This window comes from Pseudomonas sp. HMSC076A11 (assembly GCF_001810205.1).
Lineage (GTDB): Bacteria > Pseudomonadota > Gammaproteobacteria > Pseudomonadales > Pseudomonadaceae > Pseudomonas > Pseudomonas aeruginosa.
In genome coordinates, this window is record NZ_KV800287.1 from 253125 (window position 1) to 275972 (window position 22848).

Annotated in this window: 20 protein-coding genes; 1 reads left to right on the top strand and 19 read right to left on the bottom strand. The window is 66.4% G+C overall.

Translation table 11 applies throughout. The annotated features are described in order from the left end of the window. From HMPREF2716_RS08870 to aruC, 10 genes are all read right to left on the bottom strand, one after another. Positions 1–1077, bottom strand: a 1077-nt coding sequence (locus HMPREF2716_RS08870) for an aspartate kinase (protein WP_070621862.1), incomplete at its 3' end; no start/stop codon positions are given. A gap of 147 nt (positions 1078–1224) precedes the next feature. Beyond that, positions 1225–3849, bottom strand: coding sequence for an alanine--tRNA ligase (gene alaS, locus HMPREF2716_RS08875; protein WP_003112602.1), 2625 nt, complete (start codon positions 3847–3849; stop codon positions 1225–1227). 121 nt (positions 3850–3970) lie between these two features. Beyond that, entirely contained in the window at positions 3971–4975 is a 1005-nt protein-coding gene (gene ltaE / locus HMPREF2716_RS08880) for a low-specificity L-threonine aldolase (RefSeq protein ID WP_003112603.1), read from the bottom strand. 144 nt (positions 4976–5119) lie between these two features. Beyond that, a complete protein-coding gene (gene astE, locus HMPREF2716_RS08885; RefSeq protein ID WP_003112605.1) occupies positions 5120–6118 on the bottom strand; it encodes a succinylglutamate desuccinylase in 999 nt (332 codons plus the stop codon). A gap of 13 nt (positions 6119–6131) precedes the next feature. Continuing rightward, positions 6132–6422: a hypothetical protein gene (locus HMPREF2716_RS08890; RefSeq protein WP_043494504.1), complete on the bottom strand. Its 291-nt coding sequence runs from the start codon at positions 6420–6422 to the stop codon at positions 6132–6134. 13 nt (positions 6423–6435) lie between these two features. After that, complete coding sequence (astB, locus tag HMPREF2716_RS08895) at positions 6436–7782, bottom strand: N-succinylarginine dihydrolase (RefSeq protein ID WP_003085956.1); 1347 nt, start codon at positions 7780–7782, stop codon at positions 6436–6438. Next, on the bottom strand, positions 7779–9245 hold the full coding sequence (gene astD, locus HMPREF2716_RS08900; RefSeq protein WP_003123236.1) for a succinylglutamate-semialdehyde dehydrogenase: 1467 nt from the start codon (positions 9243–9245) through the stop codon (positions 7779–7781). The genes astB and astD overlap by 4 nt, the downstream gene beginning before the upstream one ends. Positions 9246–9287: 42 nt before the next feature. Then, positions 9288–10310: an arginine N-succinyltransferase gene (gene astA, locus HMPREF2716_RS08905; protein ID WP_003112607.1), complete on the bottom strand. Its 1023-nt coding sequence runs from the start codon at positions 10308–10310 to the stop codon at positions 9288–9290. An 11-nt stretch (positions 10311–10321) separates the two neighbouring features. Next, entirely contained in the window at positions 10322–11338 is a 1017-nt protein-coding gene (gene aruF / locus HMPREF2716_RS08910; protein ID WP_003085950.1) for an arginine/ornithine succinyltransferase subunit alpha, read from the bottom strand. Positions 11339–11536: 198 nt separating this feature from the next. Further along, positions 11537–12757: a bifunctional succinylornithine transaminase/acetylornithine aminotransferase gene (gene aruC / locus HMPREF2716_RS08915; RefSeq protein WP_023518392.1), complete on the bottom strand. Its 1221-nt coding sequence runs from the start codon at positions 12755–12757 to the stop codon at positions 11537–11539. A gap of 166 nt (positions 12758–12923) precedes the next feature. Here aruC and HMPREF2716_RS08920 point away from each other — a divergent pair, with 166 nt between their 5' ends. Next, positions 12924–13247 carry a hypothetical protein gene (locus tag HMPREF2716_RS08920; protein ID WP_019681731.1) on the top strand — a complete coding sequence of 108 codons (324 nt, stop codon included), beginning with the start codon at positions 12924–12926 and terminating at the stop codon, positions 13245–13247. Between the two features lie 20 nt (positions 13248–13267). Here HMPREF2716_RS08920 and argR read toward each other — a convergent pair whose 3' ends face one another. From argR to HMPREF2716_RS08965, 9 genes are all read right to left on the bottom strand, one after another. Further along, positions 13268–14257, bottom strand: a complete 990-nt coding sequence (argR, locus tag HMPREF2716_RS08925; RefSeq protein WP_003085944.1) for a transcriptional regulator ArgR — start codon at positions 14255–14257, stop codon at positions 13268–13270. A gap of 32 nt (positions 14258–14289) precedes the next feature. After that, positions 14290–15054, bottom strand: coding sequence for an arginine/ornithine transport ATP-binding protein AotP (gene aotP, locus HMPREF2716_RS08930; protein WP_003085940.1), 765 nt, complete (start codon positions 15052–15054; stop codon positions 14290–14292). Between the two features lie 18 nt (positions 15055–15072). Next, positions 15073–16185, bottom strand: a complete 1113-nt coding sequence (locus HMPREF2716_RS08935; RefSeq protein WP_003112610.1) for a M14 family metallopeptidase — start codon at positions 16183–16185, stop codon at positions 15073–15075. Positions 16186–16198: 13 nt separating this feature from the next. Next, positions 16199–16897 (bottom strand): ABC transporter permease, encoded by a 699-nt coding sequence (locus HMPREF2716_RS08940; RefSeq protein ID WP_003085936.1) that lies wholly within the window; start codon positions 16895–16897, stop codon positions 16199–16201. Between the two features lie 16 nt (positions 16898–16913). Then, positions 16914–17603, bottom strand: a complete 690-nt coding sequence (locus HMPREF2716_RS08945; RefSeq protein ID WP_003085934.1) for an ABC transporter permease — start codon at positions 17601–17603, stop codon at positions 16914–16916. A 118-nt stretch (positions 17604–17721) separates the two neighbouring features. Then, on the bottom strand, positions 17722–18501 hold the full coding sequence (locus HMPREF2716_RS08950; RefSeq protein ID WP_003085932.1) for an ABC transporter substrate-binding protein: 780 nt from the start codon (positions 18499–18501) through the stop codon (positions 17722–17724). 540 nt (positions 18502–19041) lie between these two features. Beyond that, positions 19042–20997, bottom strand: coding sequence for an acetate--CoA ligase (gene acs / locus HMPREF2716_RS08955; RefSeq protein ID WP_003110260.1), 1956 nt, complete (start codon positions 20995–20997; stop codon positions 19042–19044). Positions 20998–21179: 182 nt separating this feature from the next. Then, positions 21180–22463, bottom strand: a complete 1284-nt coding sequence (gene dctM / locus HMPREF2716_RS08960) for a C4-dicarboxylate TRAP transporter large permease protein DctM (protein ID WP_049305255.1) — start codon at positions 22461–22463, stop codon at positions 21180–21182. Then, positions 22460–22848 (bottom strand): TRAP transporter small permease (locus HMPREF2716_RS08965; RefSeq protein WP_141762307.1); only part of this gene is annotated, 389 nt, incomplete at its 5' end. The genes dctM and HMPREF2716_RS08965, both read right to left, overlap by 4 nt.

A 22848-nucleotide genomic window follows, 5' to 3' on the forward strand; every position in this document is an offset into this window, starting at 1 on the left:
GCTGGCCACGCCGGCGTGCGAACGCATGCCGACGCCGACGATGGAAACCTTGGCGATGTTGGTGTCGCCGATGGCTTCGCGCGCGCCGATGTTGGCGGCGGTCTGCTTGAGGATTTCCAGGGCGTTCAGGTAATCGTTGCGATGCACCGTGAAGGTGAAGTCGGTGGTGTTATCGTGCGCCACGTTCTGCACGATCATGTCGACTTCCACATTGGCGGCACTGATCGGCCCGAGGATCTTGAAGGCCACGCCGGGGGTATCGGGTACGCCACGGATGGTCAGCTTGGCTTCGTCGCGGTTGAAGGCGATGCCGGAGATGATCGGCTGTTCCATGGATTCCTCTTCATCATCGATAGTAATGAGGGTGCCCGGACCCTCCTGGAAGCTGTGCAGCACGCGCAGCGGAACGTTGTACTTGCCGGCGAACTCGACCGCCCGGATCTGCAGCACCTTGGAACCGAGGCTGGCCATTTCCAGCATTTCCTCGAAGGTGATCTTGTCCAGCCGACGGGCCTGCGGCACTACGCGCGGATCGGTGGTGTAGACGCCGTCGACGTCGGTGTAGATCTGGCATTCGTCGGCCTTCAACGCCGCCGCCAGGGCCACCCCGGTGGTATCGGAACCGCCGCGGCCCAGCGTGGTGATGTTGCCGTTGCCGTCGACGCCCTGGAAACCGGCGACCACCACTACCCTGCCGGCCTTGAGGTCGGCGCGGATGTGGGTGTCGTCGATGTGCAGGATGCGCGCCTTGGTGTGCGCGCTGTCGGTGAGGATACGCACCTGGTTGCCGGTATAGGAGACCGCCGGCACGCCGCGCTTGACCAGGGCCATGCTGAGCAGGGCGATGGTCACCTGCTCTCCGGTCGAGACCATGACGTCCAGTTCGCGCGGAACCGGCTGCTCCATGATCTGGTTGGCCAGGCCGATTAGACGGTTGGTCTCCCCGCTCATGGCGGATACCACCACGACGACGTCATCGCCCGCTTCGCGGAATTTCTTCACCTTCTCGGCCACCTGCTCGATACGCTCGACGGTGCCGACGGAGGTCCCTCCAAACTTCTGTACGATCAAAGCCATTTCAAACCGCCTGATTCCGTGAAGGGCGCCCTTTTGAACCTGCCACATTCTTTCGCTACCCGGACTGGCGGGGCGCACCGCCGGCCGGGCATCAAGGGGCGCTGGCCGCCCGGCCCCGCGTCGCTCTGGCGCGGGGCCGGCATGGCATCAGAGCCCTTGCTCGACGAAGCGCTGGGCCAGGGCCAGGGCCTCGTCCAATTTCGCTGCATCGGTGCCGCCGCCCTGGGCCATATCCGGGCGTCCGCCACCTTTGCCACCAACTGCCGCCGCGGCTTGCTTCATAAGCTCGCCGGCCTTCAGTTGGCCGGTCAGGTCCTGGGTCACGCCTGCGACCAGTACGACCTTCCCGTCCAGCTCGCCGCCGAGCAGGATCACTGCGCGGCCGAGCTTGTTCTTCAACTGGTCGACCAGCGCCAGCAGCGCCTTGCCGTCCAGACCATCGAGGCGCGCGGCGAGTACCTTCGCGCCCTTGATTTCCACCGCCGCCGCCGAAAGGTCGTCGCCGGCCGCGCTGGCAGCCTTGGCCTTGAGCTGTTCCAGCTCCTTCTCCAGCGAGCGGTTGCGCTCCAGCAGGGCGCCGAGCTTGTCCAGCAGGTTGTCGCGGCTGCCCTTGACCAGGCTGGCGGCTTCCTTGAGCTGCTCCTCGGCACCGTTCAGGTAGGCCAGCGCCGCCGCGCCGGTGACCGCCTCGATACGGCGTACGCCGGCAGCCACGCCACCCTCGCTGGTGATCTTGAACAGGCCGATGTCGCCGGTGCGGGATACGTGGGTGCCACCGCACAGCTCGACGGAGAAATCGCCGCCCATGCTCAGTACGCGCACCTGGTCGCCGTACTTCTCGCCGAACAGCGCCATGGCGCCCTTGGCCTTGGCGGTGTCGATATCGGTTTCCTCGGTCTCGACCTCGGTGTTGCGACGGATTTCGGCGTTGACGATATCCTCCAGGGCCTTCAGTTGTTCCGCCTTGATCGCCTCGAAGTGGCTGAAGTCGAAACGCAGGCGCTGGCTGTCCACCAGCGAGCCCTTCTGTTGTACGTGGTCGCCCAGTACCTGGCGCAGCGCGGCATGCAGCAGGTGGGTCGCGGAGTGGTTGAGCGCGGTGGCCTGGCGTACCGAGGCGTCGACCTCGGCCTTGACCGCGCCGCCGACGCTCAGGTTGCCCCGGGCGACCACGCCATGGTGCAGGTGCGCGCCGCCAGCCTTGGTGGTATCGCGCACGTCGAAGCGCACGCCAGCCGCCTCGAGGTAGCCACTGTCGCCGACCTGGCCGCCGGACTCGGCGTAGAACGGCGTCTGGTCGAGGACCACGACGCCCTCCTCGCCCTCCTCCAGGCGCTCGACGGCCTGGCCGTCCCTGAACAGCGCGACGATCTGCCCGGCGCCGGAGACGCCCTGATAGCCGAGGAAGCGGGTCTCGCCGTCGACCTTGACCAGGCTGTTGTAGTCCATGCCGAAGGCGCTGGAAGCGCGGGCGCGCTCGCGCTGGGCCTCCATCTCGCGCTCGAAGCCGTCCTCGTCGATGGTCAGCTCGCGCTCGCGGGCGATGTCATTGGTCAGGTCGACCGGGAAGCCATAGGTGTCGTACAGCTTGAACACCACGTTGCCGGGAATCACGCTGCCCTGCAGTTCGGCGAGGTCCTGTTCGAGGATCTTCAGGCCTTGCTCCAGGGTCTTGGCGAACTGTTCTTCCTCGGTCTTCAGCACGCGCTCGATGTGTGCCTGCTGTTGCTTCAGCTCGGGGAAGGCATCGCCCATCTCGGCGACCAGCGCTGCGACGATCTTGTGGAAGAAGGTGCCCCTGGCGCCCAGCTTGTTGCCGTGGCGGCAGGCGCGGCGGATGATCCGCCGCAAGACGTAGCCGCGACCCTCGTTGGACGGCAGTACGCCGTCGGCGATCAGGAAGCTGCAGGAACGGATGTGGTCGGCTACCACCTTCAGCGACGGCGCGTCGTCGTTGGCGCAGCCGATGGCCTCGGCGGAGGCTTTCAGCAGGTTCTGGAACAGGTCGATCTCATAGTTCGAGTGCACGTGCTGGAGTACCGCGCTGACGCGCTCCAGGCCCATGCCGGTGTCCACGCTCGGCGCCGGCAGCGGGTGCATGACGCCGTCCGCGGTGCGGTTGAACTGCATGAACACGTTGTTCCAGATCTCGATGTAGCGGTCGCCGTCCTCTTCCGGCGAACCGGGCGGGCCGCCCCAGATCTCCGGCCCATGGTCGAAGAAGATCTCGGTGCAGGGACCGCAGGGTCCGGTATCGCCCATCGCCCAGAAGTTGTCGGACGCATAGGGCGCGCCCTTGTTGTCGCCGATCCGCACCATACGCTCGGCGGGCACGCCGACTTCCTTGGTCCAGATGTCGTAGGCTTCGTCGTCGGTGGCGTAGACGGTGACCCAGAGCTTTTCCTTGGGCAGGTTCAGCCATTTCTCGCCGGTGAGGAACTCCCAGGCGTAATGGATGGCGTCGCGCTTGAAATAGTCGCCGAAGCTGAAGTTACCCAGCATTTCGAAGAAGGTGTGGTGCCGCGCGGTGTAGCCGACGTTTTCCAGGTCGTTGTGCTTGCCGCCGGCGCGCACGCATTTCTGGCTGGTGGTCGCACGGGTGTAGGCGCGCTTTTCCAGGCCGAGGAAGCAGTCCTTGAACTGGTTCATGCCCGCGTTGGTGAACAGCAGGGTCGGATCGTTCGCCGGGATCAGCGAACTGGAAGCGACACGGGTGTGTCCCTTCTCTTCGAAGAAGCGGAGGAAGGCTTCACGGATTTCAGCGCTTTTCATAGGTTCTTCCACGGAAAATTGGCGGCCACGAATCGCCGGCAAAGGGCCGCATTATATCGGCCCTTGGGCAAGGTTGTAGTGTATTTGCGCGATAGTTATTGCCTATTGCCGACCTTTTCGCTTATGAGCGACGAAAGGCCGCGAAGGCATCCAGTACTTGTCCTATGGACTCGGCGGAAACGTCCAGGTGGGTGACCAGGCGCAAACGCGCCGCCGCGCTGATCCGCACCCCGCGCTCGGCGAGGAAGTCGCGCAGCGCGACCGCCCGCTCGCCGACATCGACGTAGACCATGTTGGTCTGCACCGGCTCCACCGCATAGCCCAGTTCGCGCAGCCCGTCGCCCAGGCGCGCGGCGTTGGCGTGGTCGTCGGCCAGGCGTGCCACCTGGTGGTCGAGGGCGTACAGGCCGGCAGCCGCCAACAGGCCGGCCTGGCGCATCCCGCCGCCGACCATCTTGCGCCAGCGGCGGGCCTTGCCGATCAGTTCGACGCTGCCGCAAAGTACCGAGCCCACCGGCGCACCGAGGCCCTTGGACAGGCACACCGACACCGAGTCGAAGTGTCGGGTGATCTCGCTGGCGTCTACGCCCAGCTTCACCGCCGCGTTGTACAGGCGCGCGCCATCCAGGTGCAGGGCCAGGCCACGCGCGCGAGTGAAGGCGCGCGCCGCGGCCAGGTAGTCGAGCGGCAGCACCTTGCCCTGCATGGTGTTTTCCAGGGCCAGCAGGCGGGTCCTGGCGAAGTGGAAATCGTCGGCCTTGATCGCCGCCGCGACCTTGTCCAGGTGGAGCGATCCGTCGGCCTCGCCGTCGATCGGCTGCGGCTGGATCGAGCCCAGCACCGCGGCACCGCCGCCCTCGTATTTGTAGGTATGCGCCTGCTGGCCGACGATGTATTCGTCGCCGCGCTCGCAGTGGGCCATCAATCCGAGCAGGTTGCTCATGGTCCCGGTCGGTACGAAGAGCGCCGCGGCGAAGCCCAGGCGCGCCGCCAGTTCGGCCTCCAGGCGGTTGACCGTGGGGTCCTCGCCATAGACGTCGTCGCCCAGTTCGGCCGCGGCCATGGCTTCGCGCATGCCGGCGGTGGGCTGGGTGACGGTGTCGCTGCGCAGGTCGATGACAGGCACGGAGGGCTCCTCGGTTCGGCGGAAAAGCCCGATCCTACGGCGCTCTACCGACAGCCACAAGGGAAGTCGGGAAATCTTCCCGGCCGCAACGGAAACGGAGCGCCGAAGCGCTCCGTCATGATCGAGAGGGAAGGCCGATACGCCTCAGAGCTTGGCCGGCACCACCAGGATTCCGGCACGCAGGCCGTTCTTCACCCGTGGATTGGGGAAGATGATGCGCGCGCCGACCTCATCCACCACCCAGCGCGTGCCGCCGATATCCTCGGCCAGCAGGTAGCCCGGCGAGAGTTCGGTGAAGTTGGCCACGTCGTCGTCGAGGTGCAGGCGGAAGTGGTCGCTGTGCTTGATCACCTCGCGCGACACGCTGAACAGCTTGAGGCCGTCGAGCCGGGAGCCGTCCGGCTGTTCCTCGCTGCCGTCGATCAGCAGCTCCAGGCTCCGTTCCAGGCGCTCCAGGTTGACCTCCTGGTTCTCTCCGAACGGACGTGCCTTGCCCAGTTCCAGGGTAAAGGCCTCGGCGCCGAGCTGGCCGTAGGTGTAGGCGCTGAAGGTGATGCCCGGCTTGTTCTGCAACAGCACCGCCTCGATGCCGGCGTCGCGCAGGCGGGCCAGTTCGCTGCGGGAATGCTGGCGGCCCTCGGCCCAGGGGTAGAGGGCGAACTGCTCGATCTTCGAGCCGCGGATCGCGGTATGCAGGTCGTAGTGCAGGTGGACTCGCTCGGTCTTGCTGAAGAACACCTGGGCCAGGCGCTCCAGCTCGGCGGCACGGAAGGCCTCGTTGCCGCTGCCCTCCTCGTGGCGACCGTTGAACAGGCGGTTCATGTCCTGTTCGACGTAGCGCTCGCCGCGGCGGATGGCTTCGGGGTTGCCGAACAGGAAGAGGACCCTGGCGGCAGGCTTGAGGGTGCCAGCGGCGACCTTGCGGATCAGTCGTTCGAGCAGTTCGATGGGCGCGGTCTCGTTGCCGTGGATACCGGCCGAGAGCAACAGGTCGACGCCGTTATCGCGGGCGCCGATCGGCGTGACTTCCAGCGCGCCCTCGGCCAGCCAGTGCAGGCGGGTGCCGTCGGCGGTGAGCTGGATCTTCTCGGTCGGCTCGCGGCCGGCCAGGGTCAAGTCGAGCAGTTTGCCGAGGGCGAGCATGGGATGTCCTCAGTCAGTGGGTGTGGTCGCAGCCGCAGTCGAGGCCGTGCTCGTGGTCGTCGCCCTCTTCGATCGGCTCCATCTCCAGTTGCAGGCTGACCAGGTTGGTCGCCATCGGCCGCAGCAGCAGGTTGGTGTATTCGGTATCGCCGTCTTCGACGTCGACGCCGATCAGCAACTGGCCGTTGCCGGCTTGCTGGACCCACACTTCCTTGCCCTGCCAGACCACGGCGAAACGGGTGCAGGAAGTTTCCAGCTGGGTGCCGTCGGTATCTTCGAGGATCAGTTGCAGGCTATCGGACATGGTGGCGAGGCTCTCAATCGAGTTGGAAGGAATAAACCGAGCCCAGTTTAAGGATCTGCGTCAGTTCATCCAATGCCGTCCGGCACTCCAGCAGCAGTTGGGGGTCGGCCAGGTCGGTCTCGCTCAGGCGGTCGCGGTAGTGCCGGTCGACCCAGGCTACCAGCGTGTCGTACAGGCCGGCGCTCATGATCACCCCCGGATTCACCGCCGCCAGCTCCCGTTCCTGCAGCGCCACGCGCAAGCGCAGGCAAGCCGGACCGCCGCCGTTCTGCATGCTCTGCTTGAGGTCGAAGACCTTCACTTCGCGGATCGGACCGTCGTCGCCGGTGAGCTGGTCCAGATAGTTCCAGACCCGCGGGTTGTTCCGACACTCCTCCGGTACCACCAGCAGCATCGAACCGTCGGCCTTCGACAGCAGTTGGCTGTTGAACAGGTAGGACTTCACCGCGTCCTCCACCGCGACCTGGTCGCGCGGCACGCAGATGGCGCGGAAGCGGCCGCCGCGGCGGCCCAGCTTGTCGTGCAGTTCGGCAAGGACCTTCTCGGTATCGAGGAAGGCGTCCTCGTGATGGAACAGCACCTCGCCATTGCCCACCGAGATCACATCGTTGTGGAACACGCCCTGGTCGATCACCGCCGGGTTCTGTTGAGCGTAGACCACTCCGGCCTCGCTCAGCCCGTGCAGACGCGCGACGGCCTGGCAGGCTTCCAGGGTCTGGCGCGCCGGATAGCGTTGCGGCGCCGGGAAGCGACTGTCGAAGGCGCTGCGACCGAAGACGAAGAACTCCACGCCGGCATCGCCATAGTCCTTGCAGAAGCGCGTGTGGTTGGCCGCGCCTTCGTCGCCGAACTGGCTCACTGCCGGCAGCGCCGCGTGATGGGCGAAATGCCGCTCGTCGTTGAACATCGCCGCCAGCACGCGGCTGGTGGTGGGATGCTCGATGGATCGGTGGAACTTGCAGTTCAGGTTGGCCGCGGTGAAATGCACGCGGCCATCGGCGGTGTCGGCACTCGGGCTGACCGTGGCGGCATTGGCGGTCCACATGCTCGACGCCGAGCTGCAGGCGGCGAGGAGAGGCATCGCTTCCTTCGCCGCGCGGCGGATCACCTCCTCGTCGCTGCCGGAGAAGCCCAGGCTACGCAGCGCAGCGGTATCCGGGCGGGCTTGCGGAGCGAGTACCCCCTGCTTGAAACCCATCTCCATCAGCGCCTTCATCTTCGCCAGGCCCTGCTTCGCCGCTTCCTTCGGGTTGGACACCGCCTGGCTGTTGCTTTGCGAAGCGACATTGCCGTAGGACAGGCCGCCGTAGTTGTGGGTCGGGCCGACCAGGCCGTCGAAATTCACTTCATGGGCATTCATAGGCTGATCCCGGGAGTCAGGGTGGCAGGAAGGGACACGCTGGGGCTTTCCAGCGAGGCGACCGGATAGGCGCAGTAATCGGCGGCGTAGTAGGCGCTCGGCCGGTGGTTGCCGGACGCGCCGATACCGCCGAACGGCGCGCTGCTGGCGGCGCCGGTGAGCTGCTTGTTCCAGTTGACGATGCCGGCGCGGCTTTCCACGAGGAACTGCTCGAAACGCTCGCGGGAATCCGACAGCAACCCGGCGGCCAGGCCGTACTGGGTGGCGTTGGCTTCACGGATCGCCGCAGCGAAATCGGAGTAGCGGATCACTTGCAACAGCGGCCCGAAGAACTCTTCGTCCGGTCGCTCGGCCACCGCGCTGACGTCGAGGATGCCCGGGGTCAGCAGGGCGGCGCCGTCGATCGGCTGGGTCATCGCCAGCAGCGGCTGTGCGCCCTTGCCGATCAAATGCTCCTGGGCCTTGAGCAGGTGCTCGGCGGCGCTCAGCGAAATCACCGCGCCCATGAACGGCGCCGGCTGTTCGTCGAAGCGACCGACCCGCAGGGTAGCGCTGACCGCCACCAGGCGCGCCAGCAGTGCGTCGCCCCAGGCGCCCTGCGGCACCAGCAGGCGGCGGGCGCAGGTGCAACGCTGGCCTGCGGAGATGAAGGCGGACTGGATGATGGTGTAGACGGCGGCGTCGAGGTCGGCGACCTCCTCCACCACCAGCGGGTTGTTGCCGCCCATCTCCAGCGCCAGGATTTTCTGCGGCTGGCCGCCAAACTGGCTGTGCAGCAGGTTGCCGGTGCGACTGGACCCGGTGAAGAACAGACCGTCGAGCCCACGGTGGGCGGCCAGCGCGACGCCGGTTTCGCGACCGCCCTGGACCAGGTTGAGCACGCCGGCCGGCAGGCCGGCCTGGATCCAGGCCTTGAGCGTCAGCTCGGCGACCTTCGGGGTCAGCTCGCTGGGCTTGAACACCACGCAGTTACCGGCCAGCAGCGCCGGGACGATATGCCCGTTGGGCAGGTGGCCGGGGAAATTGTAGGGACCGAATACCGCCACCACGCCATGCGGCTTGTGCCGTAGCACGGCGGTAGCGTCGGCCAGCGGACCGGATTTCTCGCCGGTGCGCTCGCGGAACGCCTGCACCGAGATCGCCACCTTGTTGACCATGCTGGTCACTTCGGTGGCCGACTCCCACAGCGGCTTGCCGGTTTCCTCGCCGATCACTCGGGCCAGCTCGTCGGCGCGGGACTTGAGGGTCGCAGCGAAGCGCTCGAGCAACTCGATGCGCTGCTCCAGCGGGCGCCGCGCCCAGGCCGGGAAGGCCTCGCGGGCGGCGCGCACGGCAGCGTCGACCTGGGTGGCGTCAGCGCCGCGCCCGGACCAGACCACGCCCTGGCCAACCGGGTCGAGGGACTCCAGGGTCTCGCCCTGGCCCGCCAGCCACTGGCCGGCAATGTAATGGGTACTCATCATCGACTCCTCGGGCGCCCTCGCCGGGACGCCTCCATCAGGCTTTCAACCGCGCTTCTGCGCCGACAGCGGCACCGCGCGTACCGAGGCGCCGGCCGACAGGCGCAGGCGCTTGGCAGTCAGCGGATCGACCACCAGGGTGCCGGCGGCGGCCCGCGCCGGCGCGGCGGTGATGCGACAGTCTTCGCGCTTGCGGTTGTGGATCAGGTAGGGCTCGGCGTCGTCGCCGGGAGTGCCCACCGCCAGCACCAGGTTCTGGCTCTCGGCGATGGCGCGGATCTTGTCGGTCTCGGCCTCGATCGCCGGGCCGGCGTCGAAGATGTCGACGTAGCCCTGGTAGCTGAAGCCCTCGGCCTTGAGCATGGCCAGCGCCGGCTCGGTGTTCGGATGGACGCGGCCGATCACCCCGCGCGCCTCCTCGGAGAGGAAGCAGGTGTAGAGCGGGAACTTCGGCATCAGCTCGGCGATGAAGGCCTTGTTGCCGACCCCGGTGAGGTAGTCGGCCTGGGAGAATTCCATCTTGAAGAAGTGCCGGCCGAGGCTTTCCCAGAATGGCGAACGCCCCTCCTCGTCGGACATGCCGCGCATCTCGGCGATCAGCTTGTCGCCGAACAGGTGGCGGAATTCGGCGATGAACAGGAAGCGCGCGCGCGACAGCAGCTTGCCGTTGAGGCCGCTGCGGTGGTCGGCGTGGAGGAACAGCGAGCACAGCTCGGAATTGCCGGTCAGGTCGTTGGCCAGGAACAGCGTGGGGATCTCGCGATGGATGTTGAGTTCCTGCGAGGCGCTCACGGTGAGGCCGACCCGGTAGTTGTACCAGGGTTCGCGAAGCCCCACCGCTCCGGCGATGGCGGAGATGCCGACGACCTTGCCGGCGTCGTCCTCGAGGACGAACAGGTAGTCGGCGTCGCCGCGTTCGGCCTCGCCGCGGAAGGCCTTCTCGGCCCAGCTGACGCGATGCTGCAGGCGCTGCTCGTTGGCCGGCAGGGTGGTCAGACCGGTACCGGTGCTGCGCGCCAGCTCGATCAGGGCCGGCAGGTCGGCGCTGGTAACAGGACGTACGATCATGACTGGCTCCTTCAGACCGCTACCAGGCGCACGCTGGCGCCTTCGCCGACGCCCAGGGCCTCGGCGGCTTCAACACTCAGGGCCACCGGCTTGCCGGGCGCCCAGTCCAGGTCCAGCACGACCGCGCGGAAGTCCTGCAACTGGCCGTTGGTGACCAGGTATGGACGCCCGCTCTTCGGCGCCTCGCCGATCTTCACCGGAACCACCCGGCTCTGGGCGATCGAGCGAATCCCCGAGGTACGCGCGTGCAGGGTCGGGCCGCCATCGAAGATGTCGATGTAGTTGTCGGTCTCGAAGCCTTCGCGCATCAGGATATCGAAGGTGATCTGCGCTCGCGGGTGGACCTGGCCCATGGACTCCTGGGCGGCATCCGGCAACAGTGGCACATAGATCGGATAGTGCGGCATCAGTTCGGCGAGGAAGGTGCGGCTCTTCAGCCCGGAGAGCTTTTCCGCCTCGATGTAGTTCAGGTCGAAGAAGTTGCGCCCGACCGCGTTCCAGAACGGCGATTCGCCCTGCTCGTCACTGTAGCCGACGATCTCCACCACCACCGCGTCGGCGAAGCGCTCCGGATGGCTGGCCATGAACAGCAGGCGACCGCGCGAGTTGAGTTCGGCATAGACGCTCTGCACCAGGTCGCGCTGTACGTAGAAACTGGTCAGCAGGCTGTTGCCGGTAAGGTCGTGGCACAGCGAGAGGACATGGATCTTGTTGTGGATCGACAGCGAGCGCGAGGCGTGCACGAAGGTTTCGTTGCGGAAGCTGTAGAACGGTTCCGAGAACCCGGCCGAGGCGACGATCGCCGAGCAGCCGACCAGCTCGCCGCTGGCGCTGTCCTCGAGGACGAAGAAATAGCTTTCCTCGCCGTTGTAGCTTACCTCCGCGGCGAACGAGGCCTCGGAAGCGAGGATCTTGTCGCGCAGGCGTTCGGCGTCATCCGGCAAGGACGTGACGCCTACCGGGCTGTCCGCCGCCAGACGCTGCACCTGTGGCAGGTCGGCCGCTTGGGCGGGGCGCATCACCAACATGGCGTCACTCCTTTCTCAGACAACGATGATTGCCGCATCCATGCGCGGGACCGCGGCACCTTCCTGTGCCACGGTTTCGAACGTCCAGCAGGGAAGATCCCGCGCCACGCACGGCGGCACGGTTCCCGGCTCCGGCGCGGGCCGCTCCGGGATGTCGCATCGGGTACCCCGGCCTGCGCCGGGGCTCCGTGGGTTCGCTCAGCCGCGGACCAGCTTGGCCACGGCGCGCTCGAAGCGCTCCAGGCCTTCGTCGATCTCGGCGTCGTCGATCACCAGGCTCGGCGCGAAGCGCACCACGTCCGGGCTGGCCTGGAGCACCATGACCGCCTCTTTCTCGGCGGCGTTGAGCACATCCCTGGCCTTGCCCTTCCACTCGTCGGTCAGCGCCGCGCCGATCAGCAGGCCCATGCCGCGGATCTCGCCGAAGATGCCGTACTCCTGGCCGATCTTCTGCAGGCGGGACTTGAAGCGCTCATGCTTGGCCTTCACGCCATCCAGCACTTCCGGGGTATTGATCACGTCCAGCGCCGCCTCGGCCACCGCCGACGCCAGCGGGTTGCCGCCGTAGGTGGTGCCGTGGGTGCCGACCGACAGGTGCTTGGCGATCTCGCCGGTGGTCAGCATCGCACCGATAGGGAAGCCGCCGCCCAGGCTCTTGGCGCTGGAGAGGATGTCCGGGACCACGCCGTAGTGCATGTAGGCGAACAGCTCGCCGACCCGGCCCATGCCGCTCTGGACCTCGTCGAAGACCAGCAGCGCGTTGTGCTCGTCGCACAGCTTGCGCGCCCCTTCCAGGTAGGCCTGCTGCGCCGGCAGCACGCCGCCCTCGCCCTGGATCGGTTCCAGCACCACGGCGCAGGTCTTGTCGGAGATCGCCGCCCTCAGCGCTTCCAGGTCGTTGTAGGGAACGTGGGTGATACCCTCGAACTTGGGCCCGAAGCCATCGGAATACTTCGGCTGGCCGCCGACGTTGACGGTGAACAGGGTGCGCCCGTGGAAGCTGTTGCTGGCGGCGATGATCTCGTACTTCTGCGGGCCGTAGACATCGTTGGCGTAGCGGCGAGCCAGCTTGAAGGCCGCCTCGTTGGCCTCGGCGCCGGAGTTGGCGAGGAACACCCGCTCGGCGAAGGTGGCGTCCACCAGCTTGCGCGCCAGGCGCAGGGCCGGCTCGTTGGTGAAGACGTTGGAAACGTGCCAGATGCGCTGGGCCTGCTCGGTGAGCGCCTTGACCAGCGCCGGATGCGCGTGGCCCAGGGAGGTCACGGCGATGCCGCCGGCGAAATCGATCAGTTCGCGGCCGCTCTGGTCCCAGACGCGCGATCCCTCGCCTCGCACCGGGATGAAGGCGGCGGGGGCGTAGTTGGGGACCATATACCGGTCGAAATCGGCACGTTCTACCTGCGCATGGGGAGCGGACATCGGTGTTTCTCCTGCCTGAAGGCGGCTATCGATGAAAGGATTGTAGGGATTGGGACCGGGCCGGCATTGCCGCCATGCGACAACTTGTTATAGCGTCAACCCGGGAATTTCCGCGGCTTTCGGAAATGCGACAGAAAGCATCGGGAAGGCGCAGTGTAAACGCGCGATGCACTCGGTTGCATACTTCTTCTACGCCGCCCCGCGGGCGGGAACAGCAGGGAAACAAGCCATGCCCATCGAGGGAATCGACTACCGTCTCGTCTTCGCCTCCGACGTCAATCCGCGCGACGGCCTCGGCCTGGAGTGCTGGCGCGGCGAACAGCCGCTGTTCGAGGTCTTTCGCGACGACGCCGGCCGGCGTTTCGTGGTCAACCTGTTCGCCAGCGACGTTCCGCTGGAACTGCTGGAGACGATCATTCCGACGGCCCGTCGCGAACTCGGCGACTTCCCGAGGCGATCCGCCTCCCGGGGCGTCGCAAAGCCCGGCTGAAACCGCCGCGCCGTTGGCGATCAGCCGCGTTCGACGGGAGTGAAGGTCGTCTCGAAGGCGCTGCCGCCGCGCCGCTGGTTGCGGTCCTCGCGCGGAGTGACGCCGAAGAAGTTGCGGTAGGCGCTGGAGAAATGCGGCCCGGAAGAGAAACCGCAGGACAGGCCGATCTGGATGATCGACTTGCTGGTCTGCATCAGCATCTGCCGCGCGCGGTTCAGGCGCAGCTCCAGGTAGTACTGGCTGGGTACGCGGTTCAGGTATTGCTTGAAGATCCGTTCCAACTGGCGCCGCGAAACACACACATGCTGGGCGATCTCGTCGGTGGTCAGTGGCTCCTCGATATTGGCTTCCATCAGCAGTACCGCCTGGGTCAGCTTCGGATGGCTGGAGCCGAGGCGATTCTTCAGCGGGATGCGCTGGCGCTCGTTGCCTTCGCGAATGCGCTCCACCACCAGCTCCTCCGAGACCGCGCCGGCCAGTTCAGCGCCATGGTCGCGGGACAGCAGCGCCAGCAGCAGGTCGAGTACCGCCATGCCGCCGCAGGCGGTCATGCGGTCGCGATCCCACTCGAACAGGTGATTGGTGGCGATGACCTTGGGGAAGCGCTCGGTGAAGTCATCGTGCCAACGCCAGTGCACCGCGGCGCGATAGCCGTCGAGCAGGCCGAGCTGGGCCAGCGGGTAGATGCCGGCGGACAGCGCGCCGATCGCCGCTCCCGAACGCGCCAGTTGCTTGAGCGCCAGGCCCAGCGCTGGCGACACCGCCGCCGGCGCCTCGTCGGCGACCAGGAACAGCCGCGAGCATTGCTCCAGCCTGCCGTTCCAGGCCGTTCCCGGCAGGCGCCAGCCCTCCTCTTCGGCCGGCGCTTCGGCGAGCAGGAACAGCGGCTCGTAGAGCGCCTCGGGGTGCAACCGCCGGGCCGCCCGCAGGGCTTCCTCGGCAAGCGATAGCGTCAGCGCGCGGGTGGCGGGCCAGAGGAGGAAACCGATGCGTTGGGGTTGGGCAGTCATGGGAGCAGCTTAGCCGGCCTCTGCGATGAATGTTACTTGAGGCTGCCGGAGAGGAACTGCTTGAGGCGGTCCGACTGCGGGTTGGCGAGGACTTCCTTCGGGCAGCCGTGTTCCTCGACCAGGCCCTTGTGCAGGAACACCAACTGGTTCGACACCTCGCGGGCGAAACCCATCTCGTGGGTCACCACCACCATGGTGCGGCCTTCCTGGGCCAGGTCCTGCATGACCTTCAGCACTTCGCCCACCAGTTCGGGGTCGAGCGCCGAGGTCGGCTCGTCGAACAGCATCACTTCCGGCTCCACCGCCAGCGCCCGGGCGATCGCCACGCGCTGCTGCTCGCCGCCGCTCATGTGCGCCGGGTAGGCGTCCTTGCGGTGCGCCACGCCGACCTTGGCCAGGTAGTGCTCGGCCTTCTCGATGGCTTCCTTCTTCGACACGCCGAGCACATGCACGGGCGCCTCGATGACGTTCTCCAGGGCGCTCATGTGCGACCACAGGTTGAAATGCTGGAACACCATCGACAGGCGCGAGCGCATGCGCTGCAACTGGCGGGAGTCGGCGGCCTTCAGCGCGCCGTCGCGGCCGGGCACCAGCTTCAGCTCCTCGCCGTTGAGCAGGATCTTGCCGGCGTGCGGCTGTTCCAGCAGGTTTATGCAGCGCAGAAAGGTGCTCTTGCCGGAACCGCTCGAGCCGATGATGCTGATCACGTCGCCCGCTTTCGCCGCCAGCGAGACGCCCTTGAGCACCTCGTGGCTACCGTAGCGCTTGTGCAGGTCTTGGACTTCCAGTTTGTACATGTGTGTGTTCTCGGCTAATCAGTCGCTGAGCAAGCGTCCCTGACGGATCGGTTGACGACCGGCCACCTTGGCCAGCCAGAGTCCCGGCTGCGCGTAGCGCATCCGTTCGATGGCGAAAAGCACGCCGGAAACCCCGGCGCACACGGTGCTGGCACGGTCGGCCAGGGGATCGATGACCTGGAACAGCGGTTCGCCCGCCTCCACCCATTCGCCCGGCCGGCGCAGGAAACTCACCACGCCGGTATGCGGGGCGTGGACGTATTCGGTGCCCTCGAAGGGCAAGCCTTCGCAGCAGGCTTCGGGCGCCGCCGGCCATTCGCCCTCGACGAAGCCCTGCTCGGCGAGGAAGGCCAGGATCGCCGCGGCGTTGGCCTCGGCCTGCTGCACGGTGGTGTCGGCCTGGCCGCCGAGTTCGACGGTGGTCGCCAGGCAGGCCAGCGGCAGCTCGGCGCGCGGATACAGGCGCGACAGGCGCAGCCACGGCACCGAGCAGGCCTCGTCGAAGGAACCGCCGCCGGACTCCTCGGCGAGCAGCCCGACGGCGGCGCCCAGGCGTGCGGCCAGGGAGGCGAAGGCGGGCCATTGCTGCGGCAGGGTATAGAGATGGATGGCGGCCTCGAAGTCGCAATGCAGGTCGAGCACCAGGTCGGCGTCGCAGGCGTGGCGATACAGCAGGCGCTGCATGCCCTCCAGTTCCGAGGTCGCCGGCGGCAGGGCGTCCAGCGCCGCGCGCAGGGCCTGGCGGACCAGCGCGACATTGGCCGCCGGATCGCTGCCGAGACGCTCGCCGACGCTGTCGATCACCGCGTCCAGCAGGTCGGGGAAATCGCGATTGAAGTTGCGCCCGCTGCTCATTTCGAAGCGCCCCTGGTGCAGCGCCTGGATCATCTGCCCGAGACCGACCGGATTGGCCACCGGCACCAGCTCGACGGTGCCGCGCAGGCGGCCTTCCGCCTCCAGCAGGCGCAACCGCTGCTTCAGCTCCCAGGCGGTGCGCATGCCCGGCAACTCGTCGGCGTGCAGGCTGGACTGGATGTAGACCTTGCGCGCGCCGCAGCCGAAGCGGAACACGCTCAGGCGCTTCTCGCTTCCCAGGGTGCTCCACGGCAGCAGGTGGTCGATACGCTCCATGCGGTCCTCCGGATCAGGATTTGCGCGGCGCCAGGTAGGCCAGCCAGCGGCGCTCGGCAAGCTTGAACAGGCGAACCAGGATGAAGGTCAGGCACAGGTAGAACAGGCCAGCGGTGATGAACGCCTCGAACGGCAGGTAGTACTGCGAGTAGACGGTCCGCGCGGCGCCGGTGATGTCCACCAGGGTGACGATGGACGCCAGGCTGGTGGTCTGCAGCATCATGATCACTTCGTTGCTGTACTGCGGCAGGGCGCGCCGCAGTGCCGACGGCAGGAGGATGCGGCGGTACATCTTCAGGCGCGACATGCCCATCGCCTTGGCCGCCTCGATCTCGCCATGGGGCGTGGCCTTCAGGCTGCCGGCGAGGATCTCGGCGGTATAGGCGCTGGTGTTGATGGCGAACGCCAGGCAGGCGCAGAAGGAGGCGTTCGACAACCAGGGCCACAGCGCGCTCTCGCGCACCGCGTCGAACTGCGCCAGGCCGTAGTAGATCAGGAACAGCTGGACCAGCATCGGCGTGCCGCGGATCACGTAGGTATAGAGCCAGGCCGGGAAGTTCACCAGCGGCTGCTTGGAGACCCGCATCAGCGCTAGCGGCACCGCCAGCAGCAGGCCGATCAGCAGGGAGATCGAGAGCAGCTTGAGGGTGACCAGCAGGCCGTCGAAATAGAGCGGAAGGCTGTCCCAGATGACGGAGAAATCGAAGATCACGATAGGGCCCCTTGACTCACAGTTCCGCGGTTTTCACGCCGACCGAATAGCGGCGTTCGAGCAGGCGCAGCAACAGCAGCGACACGCTGGTCACCAGCAGGTACAGGCCGGCCACGGCGAGGTAGTAGGTGAACGGCTCGCGGGTCGCATCGGAGGCCTGCTTGGCCTTGAACATCATGTCCTGCAGGCCGACCACGGAAATCAGCGCGGTGGCCTTGACCAGCACCAGCCAGTTGTTGGTGAAGCCGGGGATCGCCAGGCGGATCATCTGCGGCACCTGGATGCGGAAGAACACCTGGCGGTGGCTCATGCCGTAGGCGTAGCCGGCCTCGCCCTGCCCCTTGGGAATCGCCATGAAGGCGCCGCGGAAGGTCTCCGAGAGATAGGCGCCGAAGATGAAGCCGAGGGTGCCGACGCCGGACACGAAGGGATTCAGGTCGATGTAGTCGTCGTAGCCGAGTTGCGGGGCGACCCAGTTCAGCAGGCCCTGGCCGCCGTAGAAGATCAGCAGGATCAGCACCAGGTCGGGGATGCCGCGCACTACCGTGGCGTACAGGTCGCCGCACCAGGCCAGCCAGCGCACCGGCGACAGGCGGAAGGCCGCGCCCAGCAGGCCGAGGACGATGGCCAGGAGCATGGAAAGCAGGGCCAGCTGGAGAGTCAGCCAGGCGCCATCGACGATGGTCGCACCGTAGCCAGTGATCATCAAAACGGTACCTCTATGCAGCTAATGCAGCGCTAAAGCAGTGGCGTCCAGTCAATAAAAAAGTGGCACAAACAGCGCGAGGCGTCGCGGACGTTTGTGCCACCTCTGACGGATAGCGTCAGTTCGAACCGTAGACGTCGAAGCTGAAGTACTTGTCCTGGATCTGCTTGTACTTGCCGTTGGCGCGCAGCGCGTCGATGGCCGCGTTGAACTTGCCGGCCAGCTCGCTATCGCCCTTGCGCACGGCGATGCCGACGCCTTCGCCGAAGTACTTGGCATCGGTCAGTTGCGGACCGACGAAGGCGTAGCCCTTGCCGGCATCGGTCTTGAGGAAGCCGTCCTCGAGGTTCACCGAATCGGCGACCACCGCGTCGAGGCGACCGGCCACCAGGTCCATGTTGGCTTCCTGCTGGGAGTTGTAGCGCACCACTTCGACGCCGGCCGGGGTCAGTTCGGCGGAGGCGTAGCGGTCGGCGGTACTGCCACGCAGCACGCCGGCCTTCTTGCCCTTCAGGTCGGCCTTGGGATCGTTGAGGCTGGCGCCTTCCTTCATCACGAAGCGCGCCGGAGTGTTGTAGTACTTGTTGGTGAAGTCGACCGAACGCTTGCGCTCGTCGGTGATGGTCATCGACGAGAGGATCGCATCGATCTTGCGCACCTTGAGTGCCGGGATCAGGCCGTCGAACTCCTGCTCGACCCACTTGCACTGCACCTTCATCTCTTCGCAGAGGGCATTGCCGATATCCACGTCGAAGCCTGCCAACTGGCCGTCCGGGGTCTTCAGCGAGAACGGCGGGTAGGCCGCCTCGATGCCGATGCGCACCGGCTTGTCGGCGGCGAAAGTGGGCAGGGAGAGCACGGACAGCGCCAGGGCGCCGAGAAGTGCGAGCTTCTTCATCTGGAACTCCTTCGAAGGGGATGGCATCGATTGGCAGGAGAAATAGAACCTTGCCCAGGCTGCCGACGGATATGCGTGATCACCGGCTCTTGCGCATGGCGCCTTCTCGTGGACAGGGCGCCAGCTGGGGTGAGCGGCATTCTAGCGACAGGCCGAAAGTGGTTATTTCTTCAATGCGACAACTAATTATAAAAGCACCGAAGAGGGCATTCGGCGATATTGACAGGCAGCGACATTTGTGCCCGGAAAGCGCGAAGTGTAATCAATGAGTAAAGCAAATCTCAAGCCATAAATTGCCAATTCCTTCTCCTTCAATGGCTTGGCCGCTACGACTCGCCTCGACTGCTACCCCGTGTCGCACCTTGGCTGTGCGTGGCGTTTCCTCTCGCCCCAATTATGCGCAGGCGCGCATCACCGAAGTGTTACCGCCGCCCCATTCCCGGCGCGAGCCCATTCGAAACGCCCTCCTCCTCGGCCCGCGCCAAATGAAAGACCCCGCGCGGCTCGCACCGCGCGGGGTCGTTTCGGATCAGGCGGAAGTCAGGCGGCCTGCATCGAGCGATGGGTCTCGATCAGGTGCTGGACCACGCCCGGGTCGGCAAGGGTGGAGATGTCGCCGAGGGTGTCGTACTCGGCCGCGGCGATCTTGCGCAGGATGCGCCGCATGATCTTGCCCGAACGGGTCTTCGGCAGTCCCGGCGCCCACTGGATCACATCCGGCGTGGCGATCGGACCGATCTCGCGGCGAACCCATTGCTTCAGCTCCTGGCGCAGCGCCTCGCTCGGCTCGACCCCGGAGTTGAGGGTGACGTAGACATAGATGCCCTGCCCCTTGATGTCGTGCTGCATGCCGACCACCGCCGCCTCGGCGACCTTCGGGTGGGCGACCATCGCGCTTTCCACCTCGGCGGTGCCCATGCGGTGGCCGGAGACGTTGAGCACGTCGTCGACCCGCCCGGTGATCCAGTAGTAGCCGTCCTCGTCGCGGCGCGCGCCGTCGCCGGTGAAGTACATGCCCTTGAAGGTCTTGAAGTAGGTGTCGACGAAGCGGTCATGGTCGCCGAACAGGGTCCGCGCCTGGCCCGGCCAGGAGTCGAGGATCACCAGGTTGCCCTCGGCGGCGCCCTCGATCAGGTTGCCGAGGTTGTCCACCAGCGCCGGTACCACGCCGAAGAACGGCTTGGCTGCAGAGCCCGGCTTCATCGCGTGGGCGCCCGGCAGCGGGGTCATCAGGCAGGCGCCGGTCTCGGTCTGCCACCAGGTGTCGACGATCGGGCAGCGCGACTGGCCGACGGTCTCGTAGTACCACTGCCAGGCTTCCGGGTTGATCGGCTCGCCCACCGAACCGAGCAGACGCAGGCTGGAACCGTCGGCACCGGCCACCGCCGCCTTGCCTTCGGCCATCATCGCGCGGATCGCGGTCGGCGCGGTGTAGAGGATGTTGACCTTGTGCTTGTCGATGATTTTCGCCACGCGGGTCACGTCGGGGTAGTTCGGCACGCCCTCGAACAGAATGGTGGTGGCGCCGTTGGCCAGCGGGCCATAGACGATGTAGGTGTGGCCGGTGACCCAGCCGATGTCGGCGGTGCACCAGTAGACTTCGCCCGGACGGTAGTCGAAGACCCGCTCGTGGGTCAGCGAGGCGTACACCAGGTAGCCGCCGGTGGTATGCAGCACGCCCTTCGGCTTGCCGGTGGAGCCGGAGGTGTAGAGGATGAACAGCGGGTCCTCGGCGCCCATTTCCTTGGGTGCGCAAGTGCTGCCGGCAACCTTCATCAGGTCGTCGTACCAGACGTCGCGGTGCTGGTTCCACTTGATCTCCGCACCGGTACGCTTGCAGACGATGATCTTCTGCACGCTGGAGGTTTCCGGGTTGGTCAGGGCGTCGTCGACATTGGCCTTCAGCGGAGTGCGCTTGCCGCCGCGCACGCCTTCGTCGGCGGTGATCACCACCTTCGACTTGCAATCGATGATGCGTCCGGCCAGGGCCTCGGGGGAGAAGCCGCCGAAGACCACCGAGTGGATCGCGCCGATGCGGGTGCAGGCGAGCATGGCGACCACGGCCTCGGGGATCATCGGCATGTAGATGGTCACTACGTCGCCGCGGTGCACGTCCTGCCCGCGCAGGGCGTTGGCGAACTTGCAGACCTGCTCGTGGAGCTGGCGGTAGGTGATTTCCTGGTGGTCGGCGGGATCGTCGCCTTCCCAGATGATCGCCACCTGGTCGCCGCGTTCGGCGAGGTGACGGTCGAGGCAGTTGTGCGACACGTTGAGGGTGCCGTCGGCGAACCACTTGATGTCCACGTGATGGTCGTCGAAGGAGGTCTGCTTGACCTTCTCGAACGGCTTGATCCAGTCGATCCGCTGGGCCTGCTCGCGCCAGAAGCCGTCGGGGTTGACGACGGACTGCTGGTACATCGTCTTGTAGGTGGCTTCGTCGGTGAAGGTCCGTGCCACCGCTTCCGGGTGCACGGGGTACAGGGATGCCGCAGACATGGCTTTAACCTCGGTACGTGAGTGTTGTTTTTGTTGTGCCCAGTTGTAGCGAGCGCACACCCCACGAACCATACGACCATGGTCTTACCACTGCGCGACGGCGCCGATGGTAGCTATAAGCCGCGCCGATCGTAGCCTTGCGCCGGGCGGCGGAGCGCGTCCCGCGCCCCGCCGCCGCGACCTCAGCTCATGCCCAGCAGGCCCGGCAGCCACAGCGAGATCAACGGCACGTAGGTCACCAGGATCAGGAACAGCAGCAGGATCATCAGCCACGGCAGCGCCGCGCGGATGGTCTCCCCCAGCGGCATGCCAGTGACCGCCGAGGTGACGAACAGGTTGAGGCCGACCGGCGGGTGTACCAGGCCGATCTCCATGTTCACCACCATGACGATACCCAGGTGGATCGGGTCGATGCCCAGCTTCATGGCTATGGGGAAGAAGATCGGCGCCAGGATCAGCACGATCGCCGAGGGCTCCATGAAGCTGCCGGCGACCAGCAGCACCACGTTGACCATCAGCAGGAAGCCGATCGGGGTCAGGCCTTCCTGCACCACCCATTCGGTGATCTGCTGGGGGATCTGCTCGGTGGTCAACACGTGGGCGAAGAGCATGGCATTGGCGATGATGAACATCAGCATGATGCTCAGCCGCCCCGACTCCAGCAGCACCTTGGGACAGTCGCGCAGGCGCATGTCCTTGTACACGAACAGCGCGACGAAGGCCGAATACACCGCCGCCACCGCCGCCGCCTCGGTGGGGGTGAACAGCCCGGAATAGATGCCGCCGAGGATGATCACCAGCAGCAACAGGCCCCAGCCTGCACGGCGTGCGGCGGCCAGCCACTCGCGGAAGCTGGCGCGCGGCTGCGCCGGCAGCTTCTTGACCCGCGCGACGATGTAGATCACCACCATCAGGATCACCCCGAGCAGCAGCCCCGGAACCACCCCGGCGACGAACAGCTTGCCCACCGAGGTCTCGGTGGCGGCGGCGTAGACCACCATTACGATCGATGGCGGGATGAGGATGCCCAGGGTCCCGGCATTGCAGATGATCCCCGCGCCGAAGGCGCGCGGATAGCCGGAGCGGACCATGCCGGCCACGGCGATCGAGCCGACCGCCGCCACTGTCGCCGGCGACGAACCGGACAGCGCGGCGAACAGCATGCAGGCAAGCACCGCAGCGATCGCCAGGCCGCCGCGGATATGCCCGACGCAGGCATTGGCGAAGTCGATCAGGCGCCGCGCCACGCCACCGGTGGTCATGAACGCGCCGGAGAGCAGGAAGAACGGGATCGCCAGCAGGGTGTAGTGCTCGGAGGTCTCGAACAGCTTGATCGCCAGCGAGCGCACCGAATCCGGGCTGAACAGCAGGATCGTCAGGGCGCCGGACAGCCCCAGGGAGATGGCGATGGGCACGCCGATGAACATGAACAGGAACAGCAGCAGGAACAGGATCAGCACGGTCATGGACGGTTCTCCCCGGCCTCTTCGCCGGCCAGTTTGGAGGCCTCGGCGGCCTCGTCGGCGAGGCCCAGCCCGAGCTGGCGACCGCGCAACAGGTTGACGAGGATTTCCAGGTAGCGCAGCAGCACCAGGCCGAAGCCGACCGGCACCACCACCGCGATGTAGGCCTGGAGGATGCCGAAGTGGTCGAGGTCCTCGGCGCCGATGCCGGCGACGAACAGGGTCTTCACCCAGTCGTAGCTGGCGACCATGAACAGCCCGGCGTAGCCCAGGCAGCAGAGGCAGGCGAGTATCCCGATCAGGCGCTGCAAGGGACGCGGCGCCAGGCGCACCAGGGCATCCACCCCGAGGTGGCCGGCGGTGCGTACGCCGTAGGCGATGCCGAGGA

Coding starts and splice junctions, on each gene's coding strand:
- alaS (WP_003112602.1), bottom strand. CDS start 3,849: ATGAAAAGCGCTGAAATCCGTGAAGCCTTCCTCCGCTTCTTCGAAGAG.
- astE (WP_003112605.1), bottom strand. CDS start 6,118: ATGCTCGCCCTCGGCAAACTGCTCGACTTGACCCTGGCCGGCCGCGAG.
- HMPREF2716_RS08890 (WP_043494504.1), bottom strand. CDS start 6,422: ATGTCCGATAGCCTGCAACTGATCCTCGAAGATACCGACGGCACCCAG.
- astB (WP_003085956.1), bottom strand. CDS start 7,782: ATGAATGCCCATGAAGTGAATTTCGACGGCCTGGTCGGCCCGACCCAC.
- astD (WP_003123236.1), bottom strand. CDS start 9,245: ATGATGAGTACCCATTACATTGCCGGCCAGTGGCTGGCGGGCCAGGGC.
- astA (WP_003112607.1), bottom strand. CDS start 10,310: ATGATCGTACGTCCTGTTACCAGCGCCGACCTGCCGGCCCTGATCGAG.
- aruF (WP_003085950.1), bottom strand. CDS start 11,338: ATGTTGGTGATGCGCCCCGCCCAAGCGGCCGACCTGCCACAGGTGCAG.
- aruC (WP_023518392.1), bottom strand. CDS start 12,757: ATGTCCGCTCCCCATGCGCAGGTAGAACGTGCCGATTTCGACCGGTAT.
- HMPREF2716_RS08920 (WP_019681731.1), top strand. CDS start 12,924: ATGCACTCGGTTGCATACTTCTTCTACGCCGCCCCGCGGGCGGGAACA.
- argR (WP_003085944.1), bottom strand. CDS start 14,257: ATGACTGCCCAACCCCAACGCATCGGTTTCCTCCTCTGGCCCGCCACC.
- aotP (WP_003085940.1), bottom strand. CDS start 15,054: ATGTACAAACTGGAAGTCCAAGACCTGCACAAGCGCTACGGTAGCCAC.
- HMPREF2716_RS08935 (WP_003112610.1), bottom strand. CDS start 16,185: ATGGAGCGTATCGACCACCTGCTGCCGTGGAGCACCCTGGGAAGCGAG.
- HMPREF2716_RS08945 (WP_003085934.1), bottom strand. CDS start 17,603: ATGATCACTGGCTACGGTGCGACCATCGTCGATGGCGCCTGGCTGACT.
- HMPREF2716_RS08950 (WP_003085932.1), bottom strand. CDS start 18,501: ATGAAGAAGCTCGCACTTCTCGGCGCCCTGGCGCTGTCCGTGCTCTCC.
- acs (WP_003110260.1), bottom strand. CDS start 20,997: ATGTCTGCGGCATCCCTGTACCCCGTGCACCCGGAAGCGGTGGCACGG.
- dctM (WP_049305255.1), bottom strand. CDS start 22,463: ATGACCGTGCTGATCCTGTTCCTGCTGCTGTTCCTGTTCATGTTCATC.